The organism is Nocardioides exalbidus, assembly GCF_900105585.1.
In the GTDB taxonomy this organism is placed as follows: domain Bacteria; phylum Actinomycetota; class Actinomycetes; order Propionibacteriales; family Nocardioidaceae; genus Nocardioides; species Nocardioides exalbidus.
The window spans coordinates 4433553-4453801 of record NZ_FNRT01000002.1; the positions used below are offsets into that span (position 1 = coordinate 4433553).

Below are 20249 nucleotides of genomic sequence, written 5' to 3' on the forward strand. Positions count from 1 at the left end.
GACCAGGGACGAAGTCTGCCAGAGCGTGCCGTCAGGGTGAAATCCGACGCTGGACCTTCTTGGTGAGCACGACGGCTCCGGGAGGCGCCTTGCGGTCCGGCCGCATCCGGAAGCCGGCCTTCTTGTACATCCGCTGGTTGTCGATCGACGCCGCACCCGTGAAGAGGACGAAGGTCTCGACGTCGTCGGGCGCGAGCTCCTGGACGAGCTCGAGGAGGGCCCGACCCAGCCCGCGTCCCTGGAGGTCGGGCGCCACCATGATGCGGCCGATGTCCCACTCCCCGTGATCCACCCGTCCGCGCACGGCGCCGACCAGGCGCCCGGTCGACGGCTCGCGAGCGACCATGACGGTCCACTCCCCCAGCCCGCGTCGTACGTCGTCGAGCGACTCGCGCAGCGCCGGGATCTCCACGCCCGGGTTGGCCTCCATCTCCTGGAGCCAGCAGGCCTTCTGCAGGGTGAAGACCTCGCCCGCGTCGGCTGGCACGGCGGGACGTACGTCGAGGTCGTCGAGGCCCGCGACCACGCCGGTGCGCGGCAGCAGGTCGGGCCGGCGCTCCGCTGTGCGCGCCTCGGCCTGCGCGCGACGCCACGCGGCGATCCGGCCGTGGTCGCCCGAGAGCAGCACGTCGGGGACGTCGCGGCCCTGCCACGAGGCGGGCTTGGTGTAGACGGGGTACTCCAGGAGGCCGTCCGCGTGCGACTCCTCGACGAGCGACTCGGCGTTGCCCATGAACCCGGGCAGCAGCCGCACGACCGCCTCGGTGATCGCGAGCGCGGCGACCTCGCCGCCGTTGAGGACGTAGTCACCGAGGCTGATCTCCCGCACGGTGCCGATCGTGGCCGCGTGCTCGACCACCCGCTGGTCGATGCCCTCGTAGCGCCCGCACGCGAAGACGAGGTGCTCGTGGGTGCTGAGCTCCTCCGCGGTGCGCTGGGTGAACGGCTCGCCGCTGGGCGTGGTGAAGATGATGGTGGCGCCCTGCGCCACCTCGTCGAGGGCCTGCCCCCACGGCTCGGGCTTCATCACCATGCCGGCACCGCCCCCGTAGGGCGTGTCGTCGACGGTGTGGTGGCGATCCGTCGTCCACCGCCGCAGGTCGTGCACGGCGACGTCGAGCAGGCCCTTGTCGCGCGCCTTGCCCGGCAGGCTGAGCTCGAGCGGGGCGAGGTAGTCGGGGAAGATCGTGACGACGTCGATCCTCACGCCTCGTCCTCCGTGACGCCGTCGGCGCTGCGCTCGTCCGGGAAGGGCGAGACGAGGCCCGGTCGGTCGGCGACGACCACGCGGCCGGCCCCGAGGTCGACCTCGGGCACCAGCGCGCTCACGAACGGCACGAGCGCGTCGCGGCCGTCGGTGGTCCGGACGGTCAGCAGGTCCTGGGCCGAGCCGTGGACCAGCGCCTTCACCGTGCCCAGCGGGGTGTTGTCGACGTCGACGACGGCCAGCCCGACGAGCTGGTGGTCGTAGTACTCGTCCGGGTCGTCGGGGACCTCGTCGTGGGCGAGGGTGGCGTGGAGGACGGTGCCCCGCGCGGCCTCGGCGGCGTTGCGGTCGCCGAGCTCCTCGAAGGTGACCAGCAGCGTGCTCTGGTGCCAGCGGGCGCGCGCGACGGTGAGGGCCGTGGGACGGCGGTCCGCACCGGCCGGGGCCTGCGCGCGCAGCGTCGTACCGGGGGCGAAACGTCGGTCGGGCTCGTCGGTGCGTACGTCGAGGGTGACCTCGCCGCGGATGCCGTGGGGCTTGCCGATGCGGCCGACCACGACCTCGATGTCCTCACTCACCGGGTGAGGTTATCGCCGCCCCCGGGCTCACCCGGAAATGCACGACGGGCGCCACCCCGGTGGGGTGGCGCCCGTCGGACGGTGCAGTGCTCAGCGGCGGCGGTCGGTGTCCACGAAGTCGACCCGCGCACCGCCACGGCCGGCGAGGGCCGAGACGACGGTGCGGAAGGCGGTCGCGGTGCGGCCGTTGCGGCCGATCACCTTGCCGAGGTCGTCGGGGTGGACCCGGACCTCGAGGATCGAGCCACGACGCAGCTGCTTGTCGCGGACGGTGACGTCGTCGGGGTGGTCGACGATGCCGCGCACCAGGTGCTCGAGTGCCTCGGCCAGCACGTCGGTCACGCCTCGCTCTTGCCGGCGTCCTCGGCGGTCACGGTCTCGGCAGCCTCAGCGGCCTCGGCAGCGACCTCGGGGGTCTCGTCGGCGGGAACCGTGGCGGGGGCCTCGGCGGCGGGGGCCTCGGCGGCAGGCTCCTCGGTCTTCTTCTCGGCCTTCTTCTTGGAGGTCGTCGCGGCGCCCTTGGGCTCCGAGGCGGCCTCCTTGAGGGCCTCGTTGAAGATGTCGAGCTTGGCGCGCTTGGGCTCCTTCACCTTGAGGGTGCCCTCGGTGCCCGGCAGGCCCTTGAACTTCTGCCAGTCGCCGGTCACCTTGAGGATCGCCTCGACGGCCTCGGACGGCTGGGCGCCGACGCCGAGCCAGTACTGCGCCCGGTCGGAGACGACGTCGATGTAGGACGGGTCCTCCTTCGGGTGGTACTTGCCGATCTCCTCGAGGACCTTGCCGTCGCGCTTCTTGCGCGAGTCGACGACGACGATGCGGTACTGCGGCACCCGGATCTTGCCCAGGCGCTTCAAGCGAATCTTGACGGCCACGTTTGTGGTGTCTCCTCAGAAATTGTCGTGGTGAGGGACCTTCGCCAGGTGGGGTCACCGGGTCTGGTCACTCGAAGGGCTCTGCGTCGCTCGGATGAGAGGGTCCGGGCGCGCAGGACACGAGGGAAGATTCTGCCAGACACCGCACCCGTGCGACCAATCCGGCACCCGGGCAGGCGCCGCCGGCCCGGTCAGGCGTCGTCGAGCCCGATGAAGGAGCGCACCGCAGCCGCCCCGGTGACCTCGATCGGGGTGCCTCGCACGAAGGCCTCCGGCGTCAGCACGAGGCCCTGGTTGAGCGCCAGCTCTCCCTCGCGGCGCTCCAGCCTCCGCACGGCGGTGGGCACGTAGCCGACCTTGCGGGAGACGCCGAGCGAGGCGGGGTTGTCGACGAACGCCGCGGAGGTGATCTCCTCGAAGCCGAGGTGGTCGAAGAGCAGCGCGCAGAAGGCGCGCCGCATCTCGGTGCCGAGGCCGCGCCCCTGGAACTCCCGCCCCAGCCACGAGCCGGTCTCACCGGTGCGGGTGACCGGGAAGTTGCTCGCCGCCACGCCCTGCGCTCCGACGACCCTGCCGTCGAGCAGCACCGCGAGGTCGAGGGCGAAGTCGTCGGGCGAGAAGGTCGAGCGCTTGCCCCAGTGGTAGGCCGCGGTGTTGCGGGACAGCTGCCCGGCGGGCGCGTCGGTCCACGGGAAGAAGAACGGCATCGCCCCGGGGTCGTGGATGCCGCGCTCGGCCAGGTCGCACAGCTCGAGCAGCAGGTCGTCGGTCAGCCCGCGCAGCTCGAGCGGACCGGCGACCACGTGGAGGCCGAAGGGCGGGTAGAGGTCGACGAGGCTGCTCACGCAGGCCATCCCATCCCGTCGGCCGTGCCGACCACAAACCGGTTTCGGCGCAACCGACCGTCGCGCCACGGCGTCCTACGGGCATGACGACCGTCCACGTCGAGCCGCTGGAGCTGCCGGCCCGGCTCACCGCTCCCCCGCGCCTGACCCAGCGGCACCCCTGGCTGCTGCCCGCGGCGATGGCGGCGCACCGGGCGAGACGGCGTACGCAGTGGGTGCGCGACGCGTGGTCGGGGCGCGTCGTCTGGGCGTCCCACCACACCACCGACGACCTGCCGGTGCGGCTCAAGCAGCACGGCTCGCTGCTGCTGCGCGAGCTGTCGGCCGACCAGATGCACCTGCAGCACAACAAGGTGACCAACCTGCGGCTCGCGGCACGCCGCATCGACGGCATCGTGATCGCGCCGGGCGAGACCTTCTCCTTCAACCGCGTCGTCGGCAACTGCACGAGGCGCAAGGGCTACGTCGACGGGATGAAGCTCTCCAACGGCGAGGCCGAGGCGGGCGTCGGCGGCGGCATCTGCCAGATCGCCAACCTCGTGCACTGGATGGTGCTGCACTCGCCTCTGACCGTGGTCGAGCGCTCGGAGCACTCCTTCGACCCGTTCCCCGACAAGGGCCGGGTGCTGCCGTGGGGCGTCGGCTGCTCGATCGTCTACAACTACGTCGACCTCGTGGTCCGCAACGACACCGACCAGCCCTTCCAGCTCCGGACGTGGGTGGGCGACCGCTACCTGCACGGCCAGCTGCGCACCGACCGGCGCCCGGCCCGGTCCTACAAGGTCGAGGCCCGCGGGGAGCAGTTCCTGCGGCGCGACGGCCAGGTCTTCCGCCGCAACCAGGTCTGGCGGCGGGTGATCGACCGCCGCACGGGCGACCAGGTCGGCGAGGAGCTGCTGAAGACCAACTGCGCGCTGGTCGTCTACGAGCCCGCACCGGGCGTCGAGGTCATCGACGTGGACTGACCTGCTGTCCGCGGAGCACGATCGCGGACGGCGTACGCAGCACGGACAGGTCGTCGACCGGGTTGCGGTCGTAGACGACGAAGTCCGCCGAGGCGCCCTCCTCGAGCCCGTCGGCACCGAGCCACTCCCGCGCGCGCCAGCTGGCGGCGCCCAGGGCGTCGTGGGCCGACATCCCGATCCGCACCAGCGCCTCGACCTCGCCGGCGATGTTGCCGTGGCGGCTGATCCCGCCGCCGTCGGAGCCGGCGTAGATCGGCACGCCCGCCTCGTGGGCGGCCATGATCGTGGCCGGCATCCGGGCGTAGAGGTCGGTCATCGTGGCGGCGTAGGCGGGGAAGCGCTCCTGCCCGGCGGCCGCGTGCTCGGGGAACTTGTCGAGCTGCATCACGGTCGGGACCAGCCGGGTGCCGTGCGCGACCATCGCGTCGATGACGTCCTCGGTGAGGCCGGTGCCGTGCTCGATGCAGTCGATGCCCGCCTCGATCAGGCCCGGCAGGACGCCGTGGCCGAAGCAGTGGGCGGTGACCTTCGCGCCCTCGGCGTGGGCTGCGTCGATGGCGTCCTTGAACGCCTGCGCCGGGAACGACGGGGCGAGGTCGCCCTCCTCGCGCGAGATCCAGTCGCCGACCAGCTTGATCCAGCCGTCGCCGTTGCGGGCCTCCTGGGCGGCGTACGACGCCAGGTCGGCGGGCTCGACCTCGTGGGCGTAGCCGCGGATGTAGCGCCTGGTGGCGGCGATGTGGCGTCCGCAGCGGATCAGCCGAGGCAGGTCGTCGCGGTCGTGGATCCAGCGCGTGTCGGCAGCCGAGCCGGCGTCGCGGATGAGCAGCGCTCCCCCGTCGCGATCGTCGATCGCCTGCTGCTCGGTCGCCTCGTCGTCGGTGGCGCCGAAGTCGTCGAGGCCGAGGTGGCAGTGGGCGTCGACGAGTCCCGGGACGATCCAGCCCGCGGCGACCGTGTCTGCGCCGGGCTGCGGCTCGTAGGTGATCCTCCCGTCGACGACGTAGAGGTCGACCACCTCGCCGTCGGGCAGGGCCGGGCCATGGAAGCGCTGGGCTCGCATGGCCCGACCCTAGGGGACGACCGGCTGTGGCGGGTCAGCGCTTGGCGCGCAGGCCCCAGCCGTAGCGGAACAGCGGGTCGTAGTCGGCGTCACCGACGTTGATCGGCTCCTGCGCGACGCTGCGGGGCCAGCTCACCGGCAGCTTGCCGGTGTAGGGCGTGCGGCCGAACAGCACGTCGGTCACGCCCTCACCCTGGCTGCCGGGCAGCCAGGCGGCCTGCAGCGCGTCGACCTGCGAGAGGAGCGACGGCTCGATCACGAGCGGGCGGCCCGACAGCAGGACCACGACGCACGTCTCGACCTTCGTGCAGACCGTGCGGACCAGGTCCTGGTCGGACTGCGACAGCTCCATGGTCTGCGCCGGGCGCGGCGTGCCGTTGTCGGCCGGGTCGTAGGCCCACTGGGGGCCGCCGACGTCACCAAAGCCCTCGGCGTAGGGCGTCTCGCCGACCACGACGACCGCGGACGCGTTCTTCGGCACCGGCGCGGAGCCGTCGGCGCTCCACGTCACGCGCGTGGCCTCGCCGCGCACCCCGTCGAGGATCGTGTTGCCGGGGACCTGGTTGGTCGAGCCGCCCTGCCACGTGACGGTCCAGCCACCGGCCTGGTCGCCGATGCTGTCGGCCTTGGCGCCGGCGACGTAGACCGGCTTCCTGCGTGCCAGCGGCACGGCCTTGCGCTCGTTCTTGAGCAGCACCTGCGACTTCGCGACGGCCTCGCGAGCGACCTTCCGGTGCTGGGCGCTGCCGATCTCGTCGAGGTGCGTGCGGTCGGTGAAGGGGTGCTCGAAGAGACCGAGCTCGAACTTCTTGGTCAGGATCCGGGTCACCGCGTCGTCGATCCGGGAGACCGGGACCTCACCGCTGTCGACGAGGTCGGTCAGGGTCGGGATGAACTCGTCCCAGCCCGACGGGTTGTTCGGGGCCTGGATCGGCTCCATGAACATGTCGACCCCGGCGAGCACGGACGCCTTGACCTGCGCGCGGTAGTCACCGGGCAGCTGCCGGATCGCGCGCCAGTCGGAGATGACGATGCCGTCGAAGCGCATGTCGCCCTTCAGCACGCCGGTGAGCAGCTCCTCGCTGGCGTGCATCTTGGTCGGGTTGCCCAGGCCGTCCTCGGTCCAGTCGACGCTGGAGTACGACGGCATGACCGACCCGACGTCGTACTTGCGGATCGCCGGCCAGTAGGGCGCGAGCGCGAGCTCGTCGAACGTCGCGTGGTCGACCTCGGTGATGCCCTGGTCGATGGGGTAGGCGCCGGTGCCGACGGCCTCCTCGTCGTAGGACGTGAGCCCGTCGCCGGCGAAGTGCTTGGCCGAGGCCAGCACGTGGGTCGGGTCGTCGAGCTGGCCCGGCCTGCCCTGGAGGCCGCGGATCGCGGTGGTCATCCGGGTCACCAGGTCCGGGTCCTCACCGAAGGACTCGTAGGTGCGGCCCCACCGGTCGTCGCGGGCGACGCACAGGCACGGGGCGAAGGCCCACTGCGGGCCGGAGGCACGGGTCTCCTCGGCGGTGATCTCCGCGGCCCGCTCGACGAGCCCGGGGTCACGGGTGGCGCCGAGGCCGATGTTGTGCGGGAAGATCGTGGCGCCCACCAGGTTGCCGTGCCCGTGAACGGAGTCCACGCCGTAGAGCAGCGGGATGCCGAGACGGCTGTCGAGCGCCGCCTGCTGGTAGCGGTCGACCATGTCGGCCCAGGCCTCCGCGGTGTTCGGCGTGGGGGTGGATCCGCCGCCGGACAGGATGCTGCCGAGGCCGTTGGTGGTGATGAGCGAGGTGTCGGCGTCGACGTCGATCCGCTCGGCCTGCGTCATCTGGCCGATCTTCTCGGCGAGCGTCATCCGGCCGAGCAGGTCGCGGACCCGCTTCTCGACCGGGAGCCTCGCGTTGCGGTACGCCGCGTCGGTGGGCGCCGCGGACGTCTCCTGCACGTCGGCGCCGGAGGGGGCCGTCACCGCGGCGAGGAGGCCGGCGGAGAGGGCGGCGGCCGCGAGGGCGCCGACGGCGGCCCGGCCGGGCCGGTGGCCGGATCTGCGACTGCTGGTGCGATCGGTGAGGCGTGGTCGTGGCATGGCGGTGCTCCCTTACCCGAGGTCGAGAGCGTCGAGTGACGCCCGTCACAATCGAACGTAGGAACCCGCTATCGTGCGCGTCAATGTCGAATGCCGGCCCGCACGCCGAACTTTCATCCGCTTCCCGCAGAAAAGAGCGCTCGTGCCGACTCCCCCGCCCGCTCGGGCCCGCGGTGGTTCGCTGGAGGACCTGCGTCGCGCGAACCGTCGGCTGATCCTCGGCCACCTCGTCACGGACGGGCCGCAGAGCCGCGCCGAGCTCGCCCGCGCAAGCGGCCTGTCGGCGACCACGGTGTCGAGCCTGGTCAACGAGATGATCGCCGGCGGCCAGGTGCGCGAGACGACGACCGGCCGCCCGCACAAGGGCGGCTCCGGGCGTCCGCCGGTGCTGGTCGAGCTCGCCACGCCCCCGGGCGGGGTGGTGGGCGTCGACATCGGGCACGGGCACGTCCGGGTGGCTGCTGCCGGGCCGACGGGCGGCGTGCTCGCCGAGGACGTACGCCGCTTCGACGTCGACACCGCCGGCCCGTCCACGCTCGACGTGGCGGCGACGATGATCCGCGAGACGCTCGCGGCCGCCGGCCTCGACCCGGACGACGTGCATGCCGCAGGGATGTGCGTGCCCGCGCCGATCGACCGCGAGACGAGCATGGTGAGCACCGGGATCCTGCCGGGCTGGCGCGGGGTGAATCCCGCCCGCGAGCTCGAGCAGCGCATCCAGGCGCCGGTGATCGTGGACAACGACGCCAACCTCGGTGCGCTCGCCGAGGTCCGGCACGGCGCGGCCCACGGGCACCAGGACGTGGTCTACGTCAAGCTCGCCAGCGGGGTCGGCTCCGGGCTGGTGCTCGGCGGCCGGGTGCACCGTGGTGCGACCGGCATGGCCGGCGAGCTCGGGCACGTGCAGATCGGCGAGGACGGCGACGTGTGCCGCTGCGGCAACCGGGGCTGCCTCGAGACCCGGGTCTCGGCCCGGCAGCTGCTCGCCTCCCTCCAGCCCGCGCACGACGAGGAGCTGACGCTCCCGCGGTTGCTCGCGCTCGACGAGGCCCGCGACGCCGGCGTACGCCGAGTGCTGTCCGACGCCGGCACCACGATCGGCCGCGCGCTGGCCGACCTCTGCAACCACCTCAACCCGTCGATGATCGTCATCGGCGGCCCCCTCGGCAGCTCCGGCTCGGTCATCCGGGGCGTGCGGCACGCGGTCGACCGCTACGCCCAGCCGGCGACCGCGGAGGCGGTCGAGGTCACCTCCGGACAGCTGCGCGAGCGCGCGGAGATCATGGGAGCGGTGACGATGGCCGTGGCGATGGTGACGGCGGGTGACTGACCACGCCCGGCCCGGCTAGAGCTGGTCCAGCAGCCACGACGGGCTGAGCACCTGGGCCGGCGAGACGTTGGCGGCGAGCATCCGGTCGGCCGTCACCACGACGACCCGGCCGCCGACGGCGAGCGCCTGCCTCGCCTGCTCGCGGATGGCGCTGTCGCCGTCGCGCGGTGCGTGGACGGTGCGCACGTGCGCGTCGCGGCCCGCCTTCACGCCGGCCTTCGCCCCGCCCTCCAGCACCAGCACGATCTCGTCGTAGGACGTGTCGGCCACGAGGAGCCGCTCGTGGAGGCGGCGCGCGGCACCGGCGCGGTCCTTCCACCAGCCGTCGGGGACCGACCCGACGACGTTGGCGCCGTCGACGATGAGCGTGCTCACGTCAGTCCTGCAGCACGAACTCGTCGCCGCGGGTCACGGGCACGACGCTGCCGTCGGCGTGGATGCCGTCGATCTGCACCTCGGGGCTGCCGATCACGATGTCGACGTGGGTGTTGGACTGGTTGAGGCCGTCGTCGATGCGCTGCTCGGGCGTGCGGTCGAGCGAGCCGTCCATGCCGATGGTGTAGCCGTTGCCCCACGCGATGTGGGAGCCGACGTTCTCGTCGAAGAGCATGTTCTTGTAGACGAGGCCGGTCGTCGCGACGGCGGAGTCCTTGTCGACGATCGCGACCTCGCCGAAGTGCCTCGAGCGGGGGATGAGCTCGAACTGGGCGCGCACGGCCTCCTCGCCGCGTGCCGCGGTCGCCCCGGTGATCGTGCCGTCGGAGATCTCCAGGGCGAGATCCTCCACCAGCGCGCCCATCGAGGCGAGGAAGAACGGGGCCGAGGTCTGCACGTGGCCCTCGACGCGGCGCCAGTCCGGGGAGACGAACACCTCCTCGGTGGGCATGTTGGGCACGAACTCCACGCCCGCGGCGTTCTCGACCGAGCCGCCCACCCACCGCGACTGCGGGGTGAGGCCGAGGGTGAGGTCGGTGCCGGGTCCGCGGTAGCGGATCCGGTCGAACCGGTGGCCGTTGAGGACGGCCGCGCGGGCGCCGAGCTTGGCCACGTGGGCCTGCCAGGCGGCGACCGGGTCGGCCTGGTCGAGCCGCATGGAGGTGGCCACGGCGTCCCACAGCGTGGCGAGGTCGGCGACCCCGACGCTGTCGGCCCACCCCTTGGTCGGCGCGCCGACCACGGTCCAGGCCACCTTGTTGGTCGTCGTGAGCGGCATCAGCTCCTGGATGAGCTCGATCGGTGCCGACTTCGCCAGCCGGGCCGGGTCGAGCCCGTCCATCAGCGTGGGATGGGGGTTGCCGGAGAGGTTGATCATCGCCGGCCGGGTCTCGTGCCACGCACGGGCCTGCACGAGCTGGTGCTCCTGCACGGAGCCGAGGGCCTCCTCGGGACCGTGCTCGACGGCGGCCCGCGTCACGTGGGGGTCGCCGTACTCGATGCTCACCCGGGACGCGCCGACCCGGTAGGCCTCCTCGGCGATCGCACGGGCTGCGTCGGCCTGCTCCGGCAGGGCCCCGATGACGACTTCCTGCCCGGGCTGGACGTTGACCCCGACCCGGACGACGAGGCGGGCGTACTTCTCCAGGAGGTGGTCGAACGGTTCGGTCATGGACCCAGCCAACGCTATTTCAGGAACTGCGAGAAGTCCTTCGGGAGGTTGAGCTGCTCGGCGGCCTTCTCGTAGTCGATGTCGGCGCCGTCGGGGTTGCCGAAGGGGTTGCCGGTCTTCTCCTTGGCCGCCGCGTCCTGGGCTGCCTTCTGCTGGGCCGCCTTGGCCGGGTTGCCGGAGACGCGCTTGCCCTTCTTGCCCTTGGACTGCGCCTGCTGGCGGGCGCCGGAGCGCTTGCCACCGCCCGCGCCCGGCAGCCCGGGCATGCCCGGCATCCCGCCGCCACGCGCCATCGACTCCATCATCTTGCGCGCCTCGAAGAATCGGTCGACGAGCTGGTTGACGTCGGAGACCTGGCGGCCGGAGCCCTTGGCGATGCGGGCGCGGCGCGAGCCGTCGATGATCTTCGGGTTGTCGCGCTCGGCCGGCGTCATCGACTGGATGATCGCCTGGAGCCGGTCGATCTCCTTCTCGTCGAAGTTCTCGAGCTGGTCGCGGAACTGCCCCATGCCCGGCAGCATCCCCATGATCTTGGTCATCGAGCCGAGCTTGCGGATCTGCTGCATCTGCTGGAGGAAGTCCTCCAGGGTGAAGCCGCCCTTGGTGCCGAGCTTCTCCGCGGCCTTCATCGCCTGGTCGGAGTCGAACGCCTTCTCGGCCTGCTCGATCAGGGTGAGCATGTCGCCCATGTCGAGGATGCGCGAGGCCATCCGGTCGGGGTGGAAGAGGTCGAAGTCGGTCATCTTCTCGCCGCTGGAGGCGAACATGACCGGCTTGCCGGTGATCTGGCGGATCGACAGGGCGGCACCACCGCGGGCGTCACCGTCGAGCTTGGTGAGCACCACGCCGTCGTAGCCGACACCGTCGAGGAACGCCTGCGCCGTCGTGACGGCGTCCTGGCCGATCATGGCGTCGACGACGAAGAGCACCTCGTCGGGCTGGACCGCGTCGCGGATGTCCTTGGCCTGCTGCATGAGCGTCTCGTCGACACCGAGGCGGCCCGCGGTGTCGATGATGACGACGTCGTGGAGCTTGCGCTTCGCCTCCTCGATCGACGCCCGTGCGACGTCGACCGGGTTGCCCGTGCCGTTGCCGGGCTCGGGGGCGAACACGGGCACGCCGACCCGCTCGCCGTTGACCTGGAGCTGCTGGACCGCGTTGGGGCGCTGCAGGTCGGCCGCGACGAGCATCGGCGTCTTGTCCTGGTCCTTCAACCAGAGCGCGAGCTTGGCGGCCAGGGTCGTCTTGCCGGCACCCTGGAGGCCGGCCAGCATGATGACGGTCGGCCCGGACTTGGCATAGCGCAGCCGGCGGGTCTCGCCGCCGAGGATCGTCACGAGCTCCTCGTGGACGATCTTGATGATCTGCTGCGCGGGGTTGAGGGCGCCGCTGACCTCGTCGGTGCGGGCCCGCTCCTTCACCGCGTTGACGAACTCCTTGACGACCGGCAGCGCGACGTCGGCCTCGAGCAGCGCGATGCGGATCTCGCGCGCGGTGGCGTCGATGTCGGCCTCGGAGAGCCGACCCTTGCCCCGGAGGTTCTTGAAGGTGTCGGCAAGGCGGTCGGAGAGTGTGGCGAACACGGTGTGGGCTGTCCCTCGCATCGATGGGTGTGGCGACTGCCCAGCCTAACCGTCGAGGCCCGACCAGCCTTCCTCGACGGCCGAGACACTCCCGTGGCTCAGCCGCCGAGGGCGGTGCGCACGGCGTGTGCGGCCGCCGCGGCACGTTCTTCGGTGGGGCGCACCCCGCCGACCTCCTGCACGTAGAACACGTCGACGGCCTGGGGGCCGAGCGTGGAGACGTGCGCCGAGGCGACGGTGAGCCCCAGGCCGGCGAGCGTGGTGAGCACGCGGTGCACCACCCCCGGCCGGTCGGAGGTGCGGATCTCGAGCACGAGCGAGGCGCGCGAGGCGTCGGGGCGGACCTCGACGATCGGCGGCAGCTCGTCGTCGCGCCGGGCCGGGAGGTCGGGCATCCGCTGGGTGCCCTCGACGACGCGCCGGATCCGCTCACGGACGATCGCCGGGTCGAGGTAGGCGTCGGACACCTCCCACGCGCTGACGCCCCACTCCCCCTCGGCGTCGACCTGGGCCCAGGCACGCGCGGCGTGGACCGGCACCCGCATGGCGGCCAGTCCCCCGGCCACGTCGGCGAGGAGCCCGACCCGGTCGGCGGCGATCACCGTGACGGTCGCGCCGACCTCGTGCGGGGAGATGTCGACCGCGACCGCGCCCGCGTCGCGTCGTACGACGTCGGGCACGGGCAGCGACGTGGGCGGGAGGTCGTGGGTGAGCTCCGCCCCGAGGGCGTGGCCGGCGTTGGACACGAGCCGGTCGATGAGCGAGGCGCGCCACGTCGTCCAGGCCGCCGCCGAGGCGGCGCGGGAGTCGGCCTCGGTGAGCGCGCGGAGCAGCTCGAGGCTGGCGGCGTCGGGCACGTGGGTGAGCAGCTCGGCCGTCGTGGCCGGGTCGTCGGGGTCGCGCGTGGTGGCGAGGTTGGCGAGCAGGAGGTGCCAGCGCACCAGCGAGGCGACCACCTCGGCGTCGAGGTCGGTGAACCCCATGCGGGTGACGATCTTGCGGGCCATCGGCTCACCGGCGACCGAGTGGTCCTGGAGCGAGCCCTTGCCGATGTCGTGCAGCAGGGCGGCGACGAGCAGCAGGTCCGGGCGCCGCACCGTGCGGATCAGCGAGCCCGCAGCTGCGCAGGTCTCGACGACGTGCCGGTCGACGGTGAAGCGGTGGATCGCCGAGGCGTGCGGCAGCAGCCGGATCTGCTCCCACTCGGGGAGGAAGGTCTCGATGCCGTCGATCTCGTCCAGGGTCTCCCAGACCGGCAGCAGGCCGGGGCCGCTCGCGAGCAGGCGGACGAGGGCGTTGCGCGCGCTGGCCGGCCACGGGACCGGAAGCTCGGCACCCTCCCGAACCAGCCGTGCGGCCGTGGTCGGGGCGAGCACGGCGTCGCGGCTCGCGGCCTCGGCGGCGGCGCGCAGCAGCAGGGTCGGGTCGTCGCCGGGCGAGGTGCCCTTGTCGAGGACGACCTCCCCGCGGGAGAGGGCGATGCCGGGCGCGACGCGGGACAGGGCCGGCGTACGACGCCCCTTGTCGCTCGCGCTGCGGCCCGTCACGGCGTCCGTGCGCCGCCACGCCAGGCGCGACAGGTGCCCGATCCGGCGGCCGAGGGAGCGCACGTGGCGCTGCGCGGCCTCGGCGCCGGCGAGGCCGAGGCGCTCGGCGAGCGGCGCCCACATCTCCGGCGCGATCCGGTCACTGGGGCGCCCGGCGAGGTCCTGCACCTCGTCGCGGACGTCGAGGAGCATCAGCCGGGCCGCCTCGAGCGCCGGCGTCGAGGCGTCGACGAGCCAGCTCGCCTCGATCGCCTTGAGCACGCTGGCGTCGCGCAGCCCGCCCTCGGACTCCTTGACGTCGGGCACCGAGGCGTGGGCCAGCTCGCCGGTCACCTCGTGCCGCTTGTGCGTCATCGCCTTGAGGTCGGGCAGCCGGGTGCGCGCCTGGCGCCGCCAGTCGGCCAGCATCGTGGTGCGCAGGCGCAGGCTCAGCCCGGGGTCGCCGGCGAGGTGACGGGCGTCGAGGAGGCCGAGCGCGACCCGTAGGTCGGCGGCGGCGTCGAGCATCTCGCCCATCGAGCGCACCGAGTGGTCGAGCCGCCGGCCCGAGTCCCAGAGCGGATACCAGAGCGTGCTGCCGAGCTCGCCGATCTCGACGTCGTCCTCGTGGACGAGCACCACGTCGAGGTCGGAGTGCGGGGCGAGCTCACCCCGCCCGTAGCCACCGACGGCGACCAGGGCCACCCCGGCGACGGGCCCGGAGGAGGCAGCGTATGCCTCCCGGCAGAGCTCGTCGGCCACGGTGGCCCTGGTCTGTCGCTGTGCTGCGGTCATGCGGGGTCCGCATCGGCGTTCCCGAGAGGGAGTGCCATCAGAGAGCCGACGCGTCCTGCTCGCCGGTGCGGACACGGACGACGGTCTCGACCGGGCTGACCCAGACCTTGCCGTCACCGATCCGACCCGTCTGCGCGGTCTTCACGATGATGCCGACCACGTCCTCCGCGTCGGCGTCGTCGATGACGATCTCGATCCGGATCTTGGGGACCAGCGCGATGTCGTACTCGGCACCGCGGTAGACCTCGGTGTGGCCCTTCTGGCGGCCGTAGCCGCTGACCTCGGAGACCGTCATGCCGGCGACGCCGAAGGTCTCCAGCGCCTCGCGGACGTCCTCCCACTTGTGCGGCTTGATGACCGCGGTCACGAGCTTCATGCCTTCGCTCCTTCAGTGGTGGTGGCGGGCTTCGCGGTGGCTGCAGCGAGGACGCTGGACGAGCCGCCGCTGGTGCCGCTGTGCAGGTCGTACGCCGACTCGCCGTGGGCGGCGAGGTCGATGCCGTTGACCTCGTCCTCCTCGTCGAGGCGGAGGCCGATCGTGAACTTGATGGCGAGCGCGATCACGGTGGTCAGGACGCCGGAGAACACGATGGCCACGAGGACACCGAGGATCTGGTCGACCAGGGAACCCGCGCCGCCACCGTAGAGCAGGCCGTCGACGCCACCGGCGCCCTCGGCCGTGGAGAAGACACCGATCAGCACGGTGCCCACGATGCCACCCACCAGGTGGACGCCGACCACGTCGAGCGAGTCGTCGTAGCCGAGCTTGTACTTGAGGCCGACGGCCCAGGCGCAGACCGCACCGGCGATGAGGCCGATGGCGACGGCACCGGAGAGGTTGACCGCACCGGCGGCCGGGGTGATCGCGACGAGGCCCGCGACGATGCCGGAGGCGGCGCCGAGCGAGGTGGCCTTCTTGTGGATCATCCGCTCGATGAGCAGCCAGCCGAGGATGGCGGCCATCGTGGCGAGCGTGGTGTTGGCGAAGGTGCGTCCGGTCTCGAGCGGGAACTGGGTCTCCGGGTCGTCGCCGAAGACGATCGAGCCGACGTTGAAGCCGTACCAGCCCATCCAGAGGAGGCCGGCGCCGAGCATGGTGAGCGTCAGGTTGTGCGGACGCATCTGCTCCTTGGGCCAGCCGATGCGCTTGCCGAGCAGGACGACCAGGACGAGGGCCGCGACACCGGCGTTGATGTGGACGGCCGTGCCACCCGCGTAGTCCTGCGCGCCGATGCGGCCGCAGATGAGCGAGTCGTCGGTGCAGCTGAAGACCATGTGGGCCATCGGGAAGTAGACGACCAGCGCCCACACCGGGACGAAGAGCACCCAGGCGGAGAACTTCATGCGGTCGGCGACCGCGCCGCTGATCAGCGCGACGGTGATGATCGCGAAGGTCATCTGGAACATCACGAAGATGTAGTCACCGGTCGAGACGTCCTTGAGCCAGAGCAGCTCGAAGGGGTTGGCGAACAGGGTGCCGTCGCCGCCGAAGCCCATCGACCAGCCGACAGCGACGTAGAGGATGCCGACGATCGCTGCTGCGATGTACGACATCATCATCATGTTGAGCACGGACTTCGACCGCGACATGCCGCCGTAGAACAGGGCCAGCGCGGGCACCGTCATCATCAGGACGAAGGCAGTCGCCACCAGCATGAAGGCGTAATAGCCGTCCACAGGACCTCCAGGAAACGTGCGTGGGTGTGGGCACCGTGCCCATGACGGCGTTGTCATGACGGTGCTCACGCGTTGCCCGAAGCCTGTGGGCGCGAGGTTTCGCGACGTCACGGGTCATGTTGCAGGCAGGCAACGGAATGGCACCTCGTGTTACAGGTGTGTGAACGGACCGGCCGCCGGACGCCCCTTGTTAGTGTTCGGCCGTGTCCAGACTTGCCGTGATGGCGCACTACGACGTCGCCGGGGAGCTCAGGCCCCACGTGCGGGGTCAGGTGGAGGCGCTCGCCGCCTCGGTCGACACGCTGCTGGTCTGCACGACCGCCCAGATGCAGGACTCGGCCCGCGCCTGGCTGTCCGAGCGCGCGGTCGTCGTCGAGCGCGCCAACTACGGCTACGACTTCTTCAGCTACAAGGTCGGCCTCGACGCCGCCGGCGACCTGACCCGCTACGACGAGGTGGTCGTGTGCAACGACACCTACGTCTTCGCGATGGACTCCTACGAGCCCGTGTTCGAGGAGATGGCGACCCGGCCGTGCGACTTCTGGGGCCTCACCGGCGCCGAGCGGCTCGCCCCGCACATCCAGTCGTTCTTCGTCGCGTTCCGGCCGTGGGTGGTCGCCTCACGTGCGTTCACGCAGTTCTGGGAGGAGATGGAGCCGATCTCCAAGCGGCGCCAGGTCATCCGGCGCTACGAGATCGGCATGTCCCGCAAGCTCTACGACGCCGGCTTCAGCTCCGACACCTACTTCGTCGAGACCCTCGAGGACCGCCGGATCGCCCGCGAGCGGATGCGCTGGTGGGCCGCGCACCGCTCGACGTTCCCCCGCAACCGCACCGAGGTGCGCGAGTGGCGCGAGCGGGCCAACGAGCCGTGGAACCCGGCCCGCAGCCTGGCCGACCGCGTGCTCGACGATGCGAGGCTCCCCTACGTCAAGATCGACACCCTGCGATACGACCCCTACAACCTCGACGCCAAGCGCCTGCTCGAGCTGTGCGAGCGCCGCTTCCCCCAGCGCTTCGCCGGCGTGCGCGAGTTCCTCGACGAGACCGCTCAGTACTACCCGCTGCGCGACACCGAGCGGCTCCTGCCGACGCCGCTCGCCCTCGAGCCCCTCTTCCCGCGCGTGAGGTACTCCGATGCGCGGTGAGCGACGCCGCCCCGGACAGGTGAGGTACGACGACGCGGCCGAGGTGCTGGTCGAGGCGGGCCTCGTCGACGCCGACTACGTCGGCGCGCAGCTCGGCACGACCTTCGACACCGTCCAGGAGGCTGCGCGCGCGGCCGTCGACGCCGGCGACGTGTCCCCGCACCCCCTGTTCGAGGCGCAGTGGATCGGCCGGCGGCGCTCGTGGCAGCGGCTGGGCCAGCACCCGGCCCTCTGGTACCTCTCCGAGCGGCGCCGCCGCAACCGCATCGCCCCGCATCCCCTGGTCGACCCGCGGATCATCTTCGCCGCCTACCCCGAGGCGCGGTTGCACCCCTACGGCGCACTGTCCTACTGGCTGTCGGTGACCGGTCCCGGCACCGCGCTCCCGACGCGGATCCTGCCCAAGAAGGTCTCGTGGGGCGCCTACCGCTCGGCCGCGATCGAGGCGGCCGCCGGCTGGCGCCGCGAGGTCGTGCTGGAACGCCCCGAGCTGGTCGGTCCGGCGCCCGAGGTCCCGGTCCTGGGCGCCTCCCCGGCCGTCACCGTGGTCATGGCCACCCAGGACGCCGGTCCGCTCGTCCACGAGACCGTCGCCTCGCTGCAGGCGCAGACCTTCACCGACTGGCACCTGGTCGCGGTCGACCGGGGGTCCCTCGACGACACCGCGGCCGTGGTCCAGGGCATGGCGGCCTTCGACGACCGCATCACGCTCGTGCGCGAGTCGCGCTGCGGGCACGCCCACGCGCTCAACGTCGCCCTCGAGCACGGCACGTCCGAGCACGTCGCGTTCCTCCCGCTGGGTCGCGAGTGGCTGCCGGAGATGCTGGCCGACCTCCTCGGCCACGCGCACGAGTCCGGGGCGACGGCGGTCCTCGCCGGGGCCGGCTCCGTCGGCCGGTCGCGGGCCGAGCTCCTCGGCGGCCGACCCGTCGACCTCACCACCGCCCTGCTCCGGCGCGACGCGATCAAGGACGTCGGCGGGTTCGACGAGGGCCTGGGCGGTGCGGCCGAGCGCGACCTGCTGCTCCGGCTGACCCGCGAGCAGGAGCCGGTCGCCATCGACGTACCCGTGCTCAAGCGGCCCGACGCCCCGCTCGCGGGCTTCGCCGACGACTGGGGCTCGGTGGTCCTCGAGCGGCAGCTGGTCGACTGGGACGCCGCGTCCGGGCGCGAGCTCTCGGAGGACCTCGTCAGCCACGTGATGCCCCTGGGCATCGAGCCCCGCCGCACGGTCGAGTGGCTCAGCTCGGTGCCCCGCGAGGGCTCGGAGCTGATCCTGGTCGGCGTACGGCTCCGACGGGCGCACCACGTCCTTGCTGCGTCGATCGCCGCCATCATCTCCGGGGCGCGCTTCGTGTCCGTGCCGGCGACCGTGTCGACCTCGGCCGCCACCAACGCCGGCATCGCGGTCGCCTCGGGCGCCACCGTGCTGCTCGTACGCCCGGAGGCGATGCCGCCCCGCCAGCCGATCGCCGAGCAGCTCGCCGGCGTCGTGCGCGAGGAGGGCGTCGCGGTCGCCCAGCCGCTGGTCGTCGACCTCGACGGCGTGGTCCTGAGCGCAGGCGCACGCTTCTCACCGGACAACCCCCACCCCGAGCTCTTCCTCGCCGGCCTGCCGACCAGCGACGCCATCCGGATCGGGACCTGCGAGGTCGCCGCACCCGCTACCCCGCTGGTCGCGCTGCGCACGTCGACCGTCGTCGCGCTGCGCGGGCTCGACCCGCGCTTCCACTCGGTCCTCGCCGAGACCGACCTCGGCCTGCGGGCGGCGCAGGCGGGCCTGGGGCACTCGGTGGTCGTGCCCGACACGGTGATCACCTCGCGCACGCCCTACGCCACTCCCGACGAGCTGATCGGGGCGATGTCGTCGCTGCGCGGCACGACCGCCCGCCCCGGTACGGACCGGTCGACGGAGCTGCTCCTGAGGGCGGGCCTCGAGGTCACCGACCAGCGCAACCGTCGGGTCTCCGCCGACCCCGAGGACCGCGCTGCTCCGTCGGTGCTGGTGCCCGAGCTCGTGCTGCGCGCGATCGAGGGGATCCACGAGTCGCCGCCCCGACTGCGGTGGGCCGTCGACATCGCCGCGCCCGCCGCCCAGCGCGGAGACCGGTGGGGCGACACCTACTTCGCGCGGTCACTCGCCGAGGCCCTCGAACGACGCGGCCAGCACGTCGCCATCGACCGCCGCGACGCCCGCGAGCGCGACTCCCGCGACCAGGACGACGTGCTCCTCGTGCTCCGCGGGCTCGACCGCGTGACACCCCGACCCGGCCTCCTCAACGTCGAGTGGATCATCAGCCACCCCGACATGATCACGCCCGAGGAGGTCGCCGCCTTCGACCTGGTCTACGCCGCCAGCACGAGCTGGTCCGAGCGGGTCACCCGCGAGTGGGGCACCCCCGTCGAGCCGCTGCTGCAGTGCACCGACACCCGGTGGTTCCACCCCGACCGCGCCGAGCCCGACACCGGGCCCGCGCTGCTGTTCGTCGGCAACTCGCGCGGCGTCTACCGCTACGCCGTGCGCAGCGCCCTCGCCATCGGCGCCGACCTCACGCTCCACGGCAACGACTGGACCGAGTTCGTCGAGCGCGACCAGATCACCTCGAGCGGCGTGGCCAACCAGGAAGTGGGTGCGCTCTACGCCTCCGCCGGGATCGTCCTCAACGACCACCACCTCGACATGCGGCGCGACAGCTTCGCCTCCAACCGGCTCTTCGACGCCGCCGCCTGCGGGGCCCGGATCCTCAGCGACCGCATCGACGGCCTCGAGGAGATCTTCTCCGGCCTCGCGGTGCCGTTCGACAACGAGCACGAGCTCGCGCGCCTGGTCCAGCCTCCCTACGACGCCTTCCCCGACAACGAGGCGCGCCGTCGGATCGCGACCCGGATCATCGCCGAGCACAGCTTCGACAAGCGCGCCGAGACGCTCATCGACGACGCCGTACGCCACCTCCTCGCCCGCCGCTGACCGGGCACTCCG

General features: G+C 72.2%; 17 protein-coding genes. 4 read left to right on the forward strand and 13 right to left on the reverse strand.

What is annotated here, in order from left to right; all coding sequences use genetic code 11:
• Positions 1–31 precede the first annotated feature (31 nt).
• From trmD to BLV76_RS21560, 5 genes are all read right to left on the reverse strand, one after another.
• Positions 32–1207, reverse strand: a complete 1176-nt coding sequence (gene trmD / locus BLV76_RS21540; RefSeq protein WP_090972016.1) for a tRNA (guanosine(37)-N1)-methyltransferase TrmD — start codon at positions 1205–1207, stop codon at positions 32–34.
• Positions 1204–1785, reverse strand: coding sequence for a ribosome maturation factor RimM (gene rimM / locus BLV76_RS21545; RefSeq protein WP_245734839.1), 582 nt, complete (start codon positions 1783–1785; stop codon positions 1204–1206). Before rimM ends, trmD begins: the two co-directional genes overlap by 4 nt.
• 90 nt (positions 1786–1875) lie before the next feature.
• Complete coding sequence (locus tag BLV76_RS21550; RefSeq protein ID WP_090973096.1) at positions 1876–2118, reverse strand: RNA-binding protein; 243 nt, start codon at positions 2116–2118, stop codon at positions 1876–1878.
• A 5-nt stretch (positions 2119–2123) separates the two neighbouring features.
• Positions 2124–2657 carry a 30S ribosomal protein S16 gene (gene rpsP / locus BLV76_RS21555; protein ID WP_090972018.1) on the reverse strand — a complete coding sequence of 178 codons (534 nt, stop codon included), beginning with the start codon at positions 2655–2657 and terminating at the stop codon, positions 2124–2126.
• Positions 2658–2848: 191 nt separating this feature from the next.
• A complete protein-coding gene (locus BLV76_RS21560) occupies positions 2849–3511 on the reverse strand; it encodes a GNAT family N-acetyltransferase (protein ID WP_090972020.1) in 663 nt (220 codons plus the stop codon).
• Positions 3512–3585: 74 nt separating this feature from the next.
• On the opposite strand from BLV76_RS21560, the gene BLV76_RS21565 reads away from it, so the two are divergent.
• Complete coding sequence (locus tag BLV76_RS21565; RefSeq protein ID WP_090972021.1) at positions 3586–4467, forward strand: VanW family protein; 882 nt, start codon at positions 3586–3588, stop codon at positions 4465–4467.
• On the opposite strand, the gene BLV76_RS21570 is transcribed toward BLV76_RS21565, so the two are convergent.
• Both BLV76_RS21570 and BLV76_RS21575 read right to left on the reverse strand, forming a co-directional pair.
• Positions 4451–5530 carry an amidohydrolase family protein gene (locus tag BLV76_RS21570; RefSeq protein ID WP_090972023.1) on the reverse strand — a complete coding sequence of 360 codons (1080 nt, stop codon included), beginning with the start codon at positions 5528–5530 and terminating at the stop codon, positions 4451–4453. The genes BLV76_RS21565 and BLV76_RS21570 overlap by 17 nt on opposite strands.
• A gap of 34 nt (positions 5531–5564) precedes the next feature.
• A complete protein-coding gene (locus BLV76_RS21575; RefSeq protein WP_090972025.1) occupies positions 5565–7604 on the reverse strand; it encodes a glycoside hydrolase family 3 protein in 2040 nt (679 codons plus the stop codon).
• A 142-nt stretch (positions 7605–7746) separates the two neighbouring features.
• Here BLV76_RS21575 and BLV76_RS21580 point away from each other — a divergent pair, with 142 nt between their 5' ends.
• On the forward strand, positions 7747–8934 hold the full coding sequence (locus tag BLV76_RS21580; protein ID WP_090972027.1) for an ROK family transcriptional regulator: 1188 nt from the start codon (positions 7747–7749) through the stop codon (positions 8932–8934).
• A gap of 15 nt (positions 8935–8949) precedes the next feature.
• Here BLV76_RS21580 and BLV76_RS21585 read toward each other — a convergent pair whose 3' ends face one another.
• The 6 genes from BLV76_RS21585 to BLV76_RS21610 all read right to left on the reverse strand — a co-directional run bounded on the left by BLV76_RS21585 (position 8950) and on the right by BLV76_RS21610 (position 16121).
• Complete coding sequence (locus BLV76_RS21585) at positions 8950–9309, reverse strand: hypothetical protein (protein ID WP_090972029.1); 360 nt, start codon at positions 9307–9309, stop codon at positions 8950–8952.
• A gap of 1 nt (position 9310) precedes the next feature.
• Positions 9311–10540: an aminopeptidase gene (locus BLV76_RS21590; RefSeq protein WP_090972031.1), complete on the reverse strand. Its 1230-nt coding sequence runs from the start codon at positions 10538–10540 to the stop codon at positions 9311–9313.
• Between the two features lie 14 nt (positions 10541–10554).
• Positions 10555–12123: a signal recognition particle protein gene (ffh, locus tag BLV76_RS21595; protein WP_090972034.1), complete on the reverse strand. Its 1569-nt coding sequence runs from the start codon at positions 12121–12123 to the stop codon at positions 10555–10557.
• Between the two features lie 98 nt (positions 12124–12221).
• Positions 12222–14444 (reverse strand): [protein-PII] uridylyltransferase, encoded by a 2223-nt coding sequence (locus BLV76_RS21600; protein ID WP_090972036.1) that lies wholly within the window; start codon positions 14442–14444, stop codon positions 12222–12224.
• A 37-nt stretch (positions 14445–14481) separates the two neighbouring features.
• Entirely contained in the window at positions 14482–14820 is a 339-nt protein-coding gene (locus tag BLV76_RS21605; protein ID WP_090972037.1) for a P-II family nitrogen regulator, read from the reverse strand.
• Positions 14817–16121, reverse strand: coding sequence for an ammonium transporter (locus tag BLV76_RS21610; RefSeq protein WP_245734843.1), 1305 nt, complete (start codon positions 16119–16121; stop codon positions 14817–14819). The genes BLV76_RS21605 and BLV76_RS21610 overlap by 4 nt, the downstream gene beginning before the upstream one ends.
• Positions 16122–16324: 203 nt before the next feature.
• Here BLV76_RS21610 and BLV76_RS21615 point away from each other — a divergent pair, with 203 nt between their 5' ends.
• The gene (locus BLV76_RS21615; RefSeq protein ID WP_139306664.1) at positions 16325–17269 is read left to right on the forward strand and encodes a rhamnan synthesis F family protein; all 945 of its coding nucleotides are present in this window, start codon (positions 16325–16327) and stop codon (positions 17267–17269) included.
• Positions 17259–20237 (forward strand): glycosyltransferase family protein, encoded by a 2979-nt coding sequence (locus BLV76_RS21620; RefSeq protein ID WP_090972041.1) that lies wholly within the window; start codon positions 17259–17261, stop codon positions 20235–20237. Before BLV76_RS21615 ends, BLV76_RS21620 begins: the two co-directional genes overlap by 11 nt.
• Positions 20238–20249: the final 12 nt, after the last annotated feature.

Coding starts and splice junctions, on each gene's coding strand:
- BLV76_RS21560 (WP_090972020.1), bottom strand. CDS start 3,511: ATGGCCTGCGTGAGCAGCCTCGTCGACCTCTACCCGCCCTTCGGCCTC.
- BLV76_RS21565 (WP_090972021.1), top strand. CDS start 3,586: ATGACGACCGTCCACGTCGAGCCGCTGGAGCTGCCGGCCCGGCTCACC.
- BLV76_RS21570 (WP_090972023.1), bottom strand. CDS start 5,530: ATGCGAGCCCAGCGCTTCCATGGCCCGGCCCTGCCCGACGGCGAGGTG.
- BLV76_RS21575 (WP_090972025.1), bottom strand. CDS start 7,604: ATGCCACGACCACGCCTCACCGATCGCACCAGCAGTCGCAGATCCGGC.
- BLV76_RS21590 (WP_090972031.1), bottom strand. CDS start 10,540: ATGACCGAACCGTTCGACCACCTCCTGGAGAAGTACGCCCGCCTCGTC.
- BLV76_RS21600 (WP_090972036.1), bottom strand. CDS start 14,444: ATGACCGCAGCACAGCGACAGACCAGGGCCACCGTGGCCGACGAGCTC.
- BLV76_RS21605 (WP_090972037.1), bottom strand. CDS start 14,820: ATGAAGCTCGTGACCGCGGTCATCAAGCCGCACAAGTGGGAGGACGTC.
- BLV76_RS21620 (WP_090972041.1), top strand. CDS start 17,259: ATGCGCGGTGAGCGACGCCGCCCCGGACAGGTGAGGTACGACGACGCG.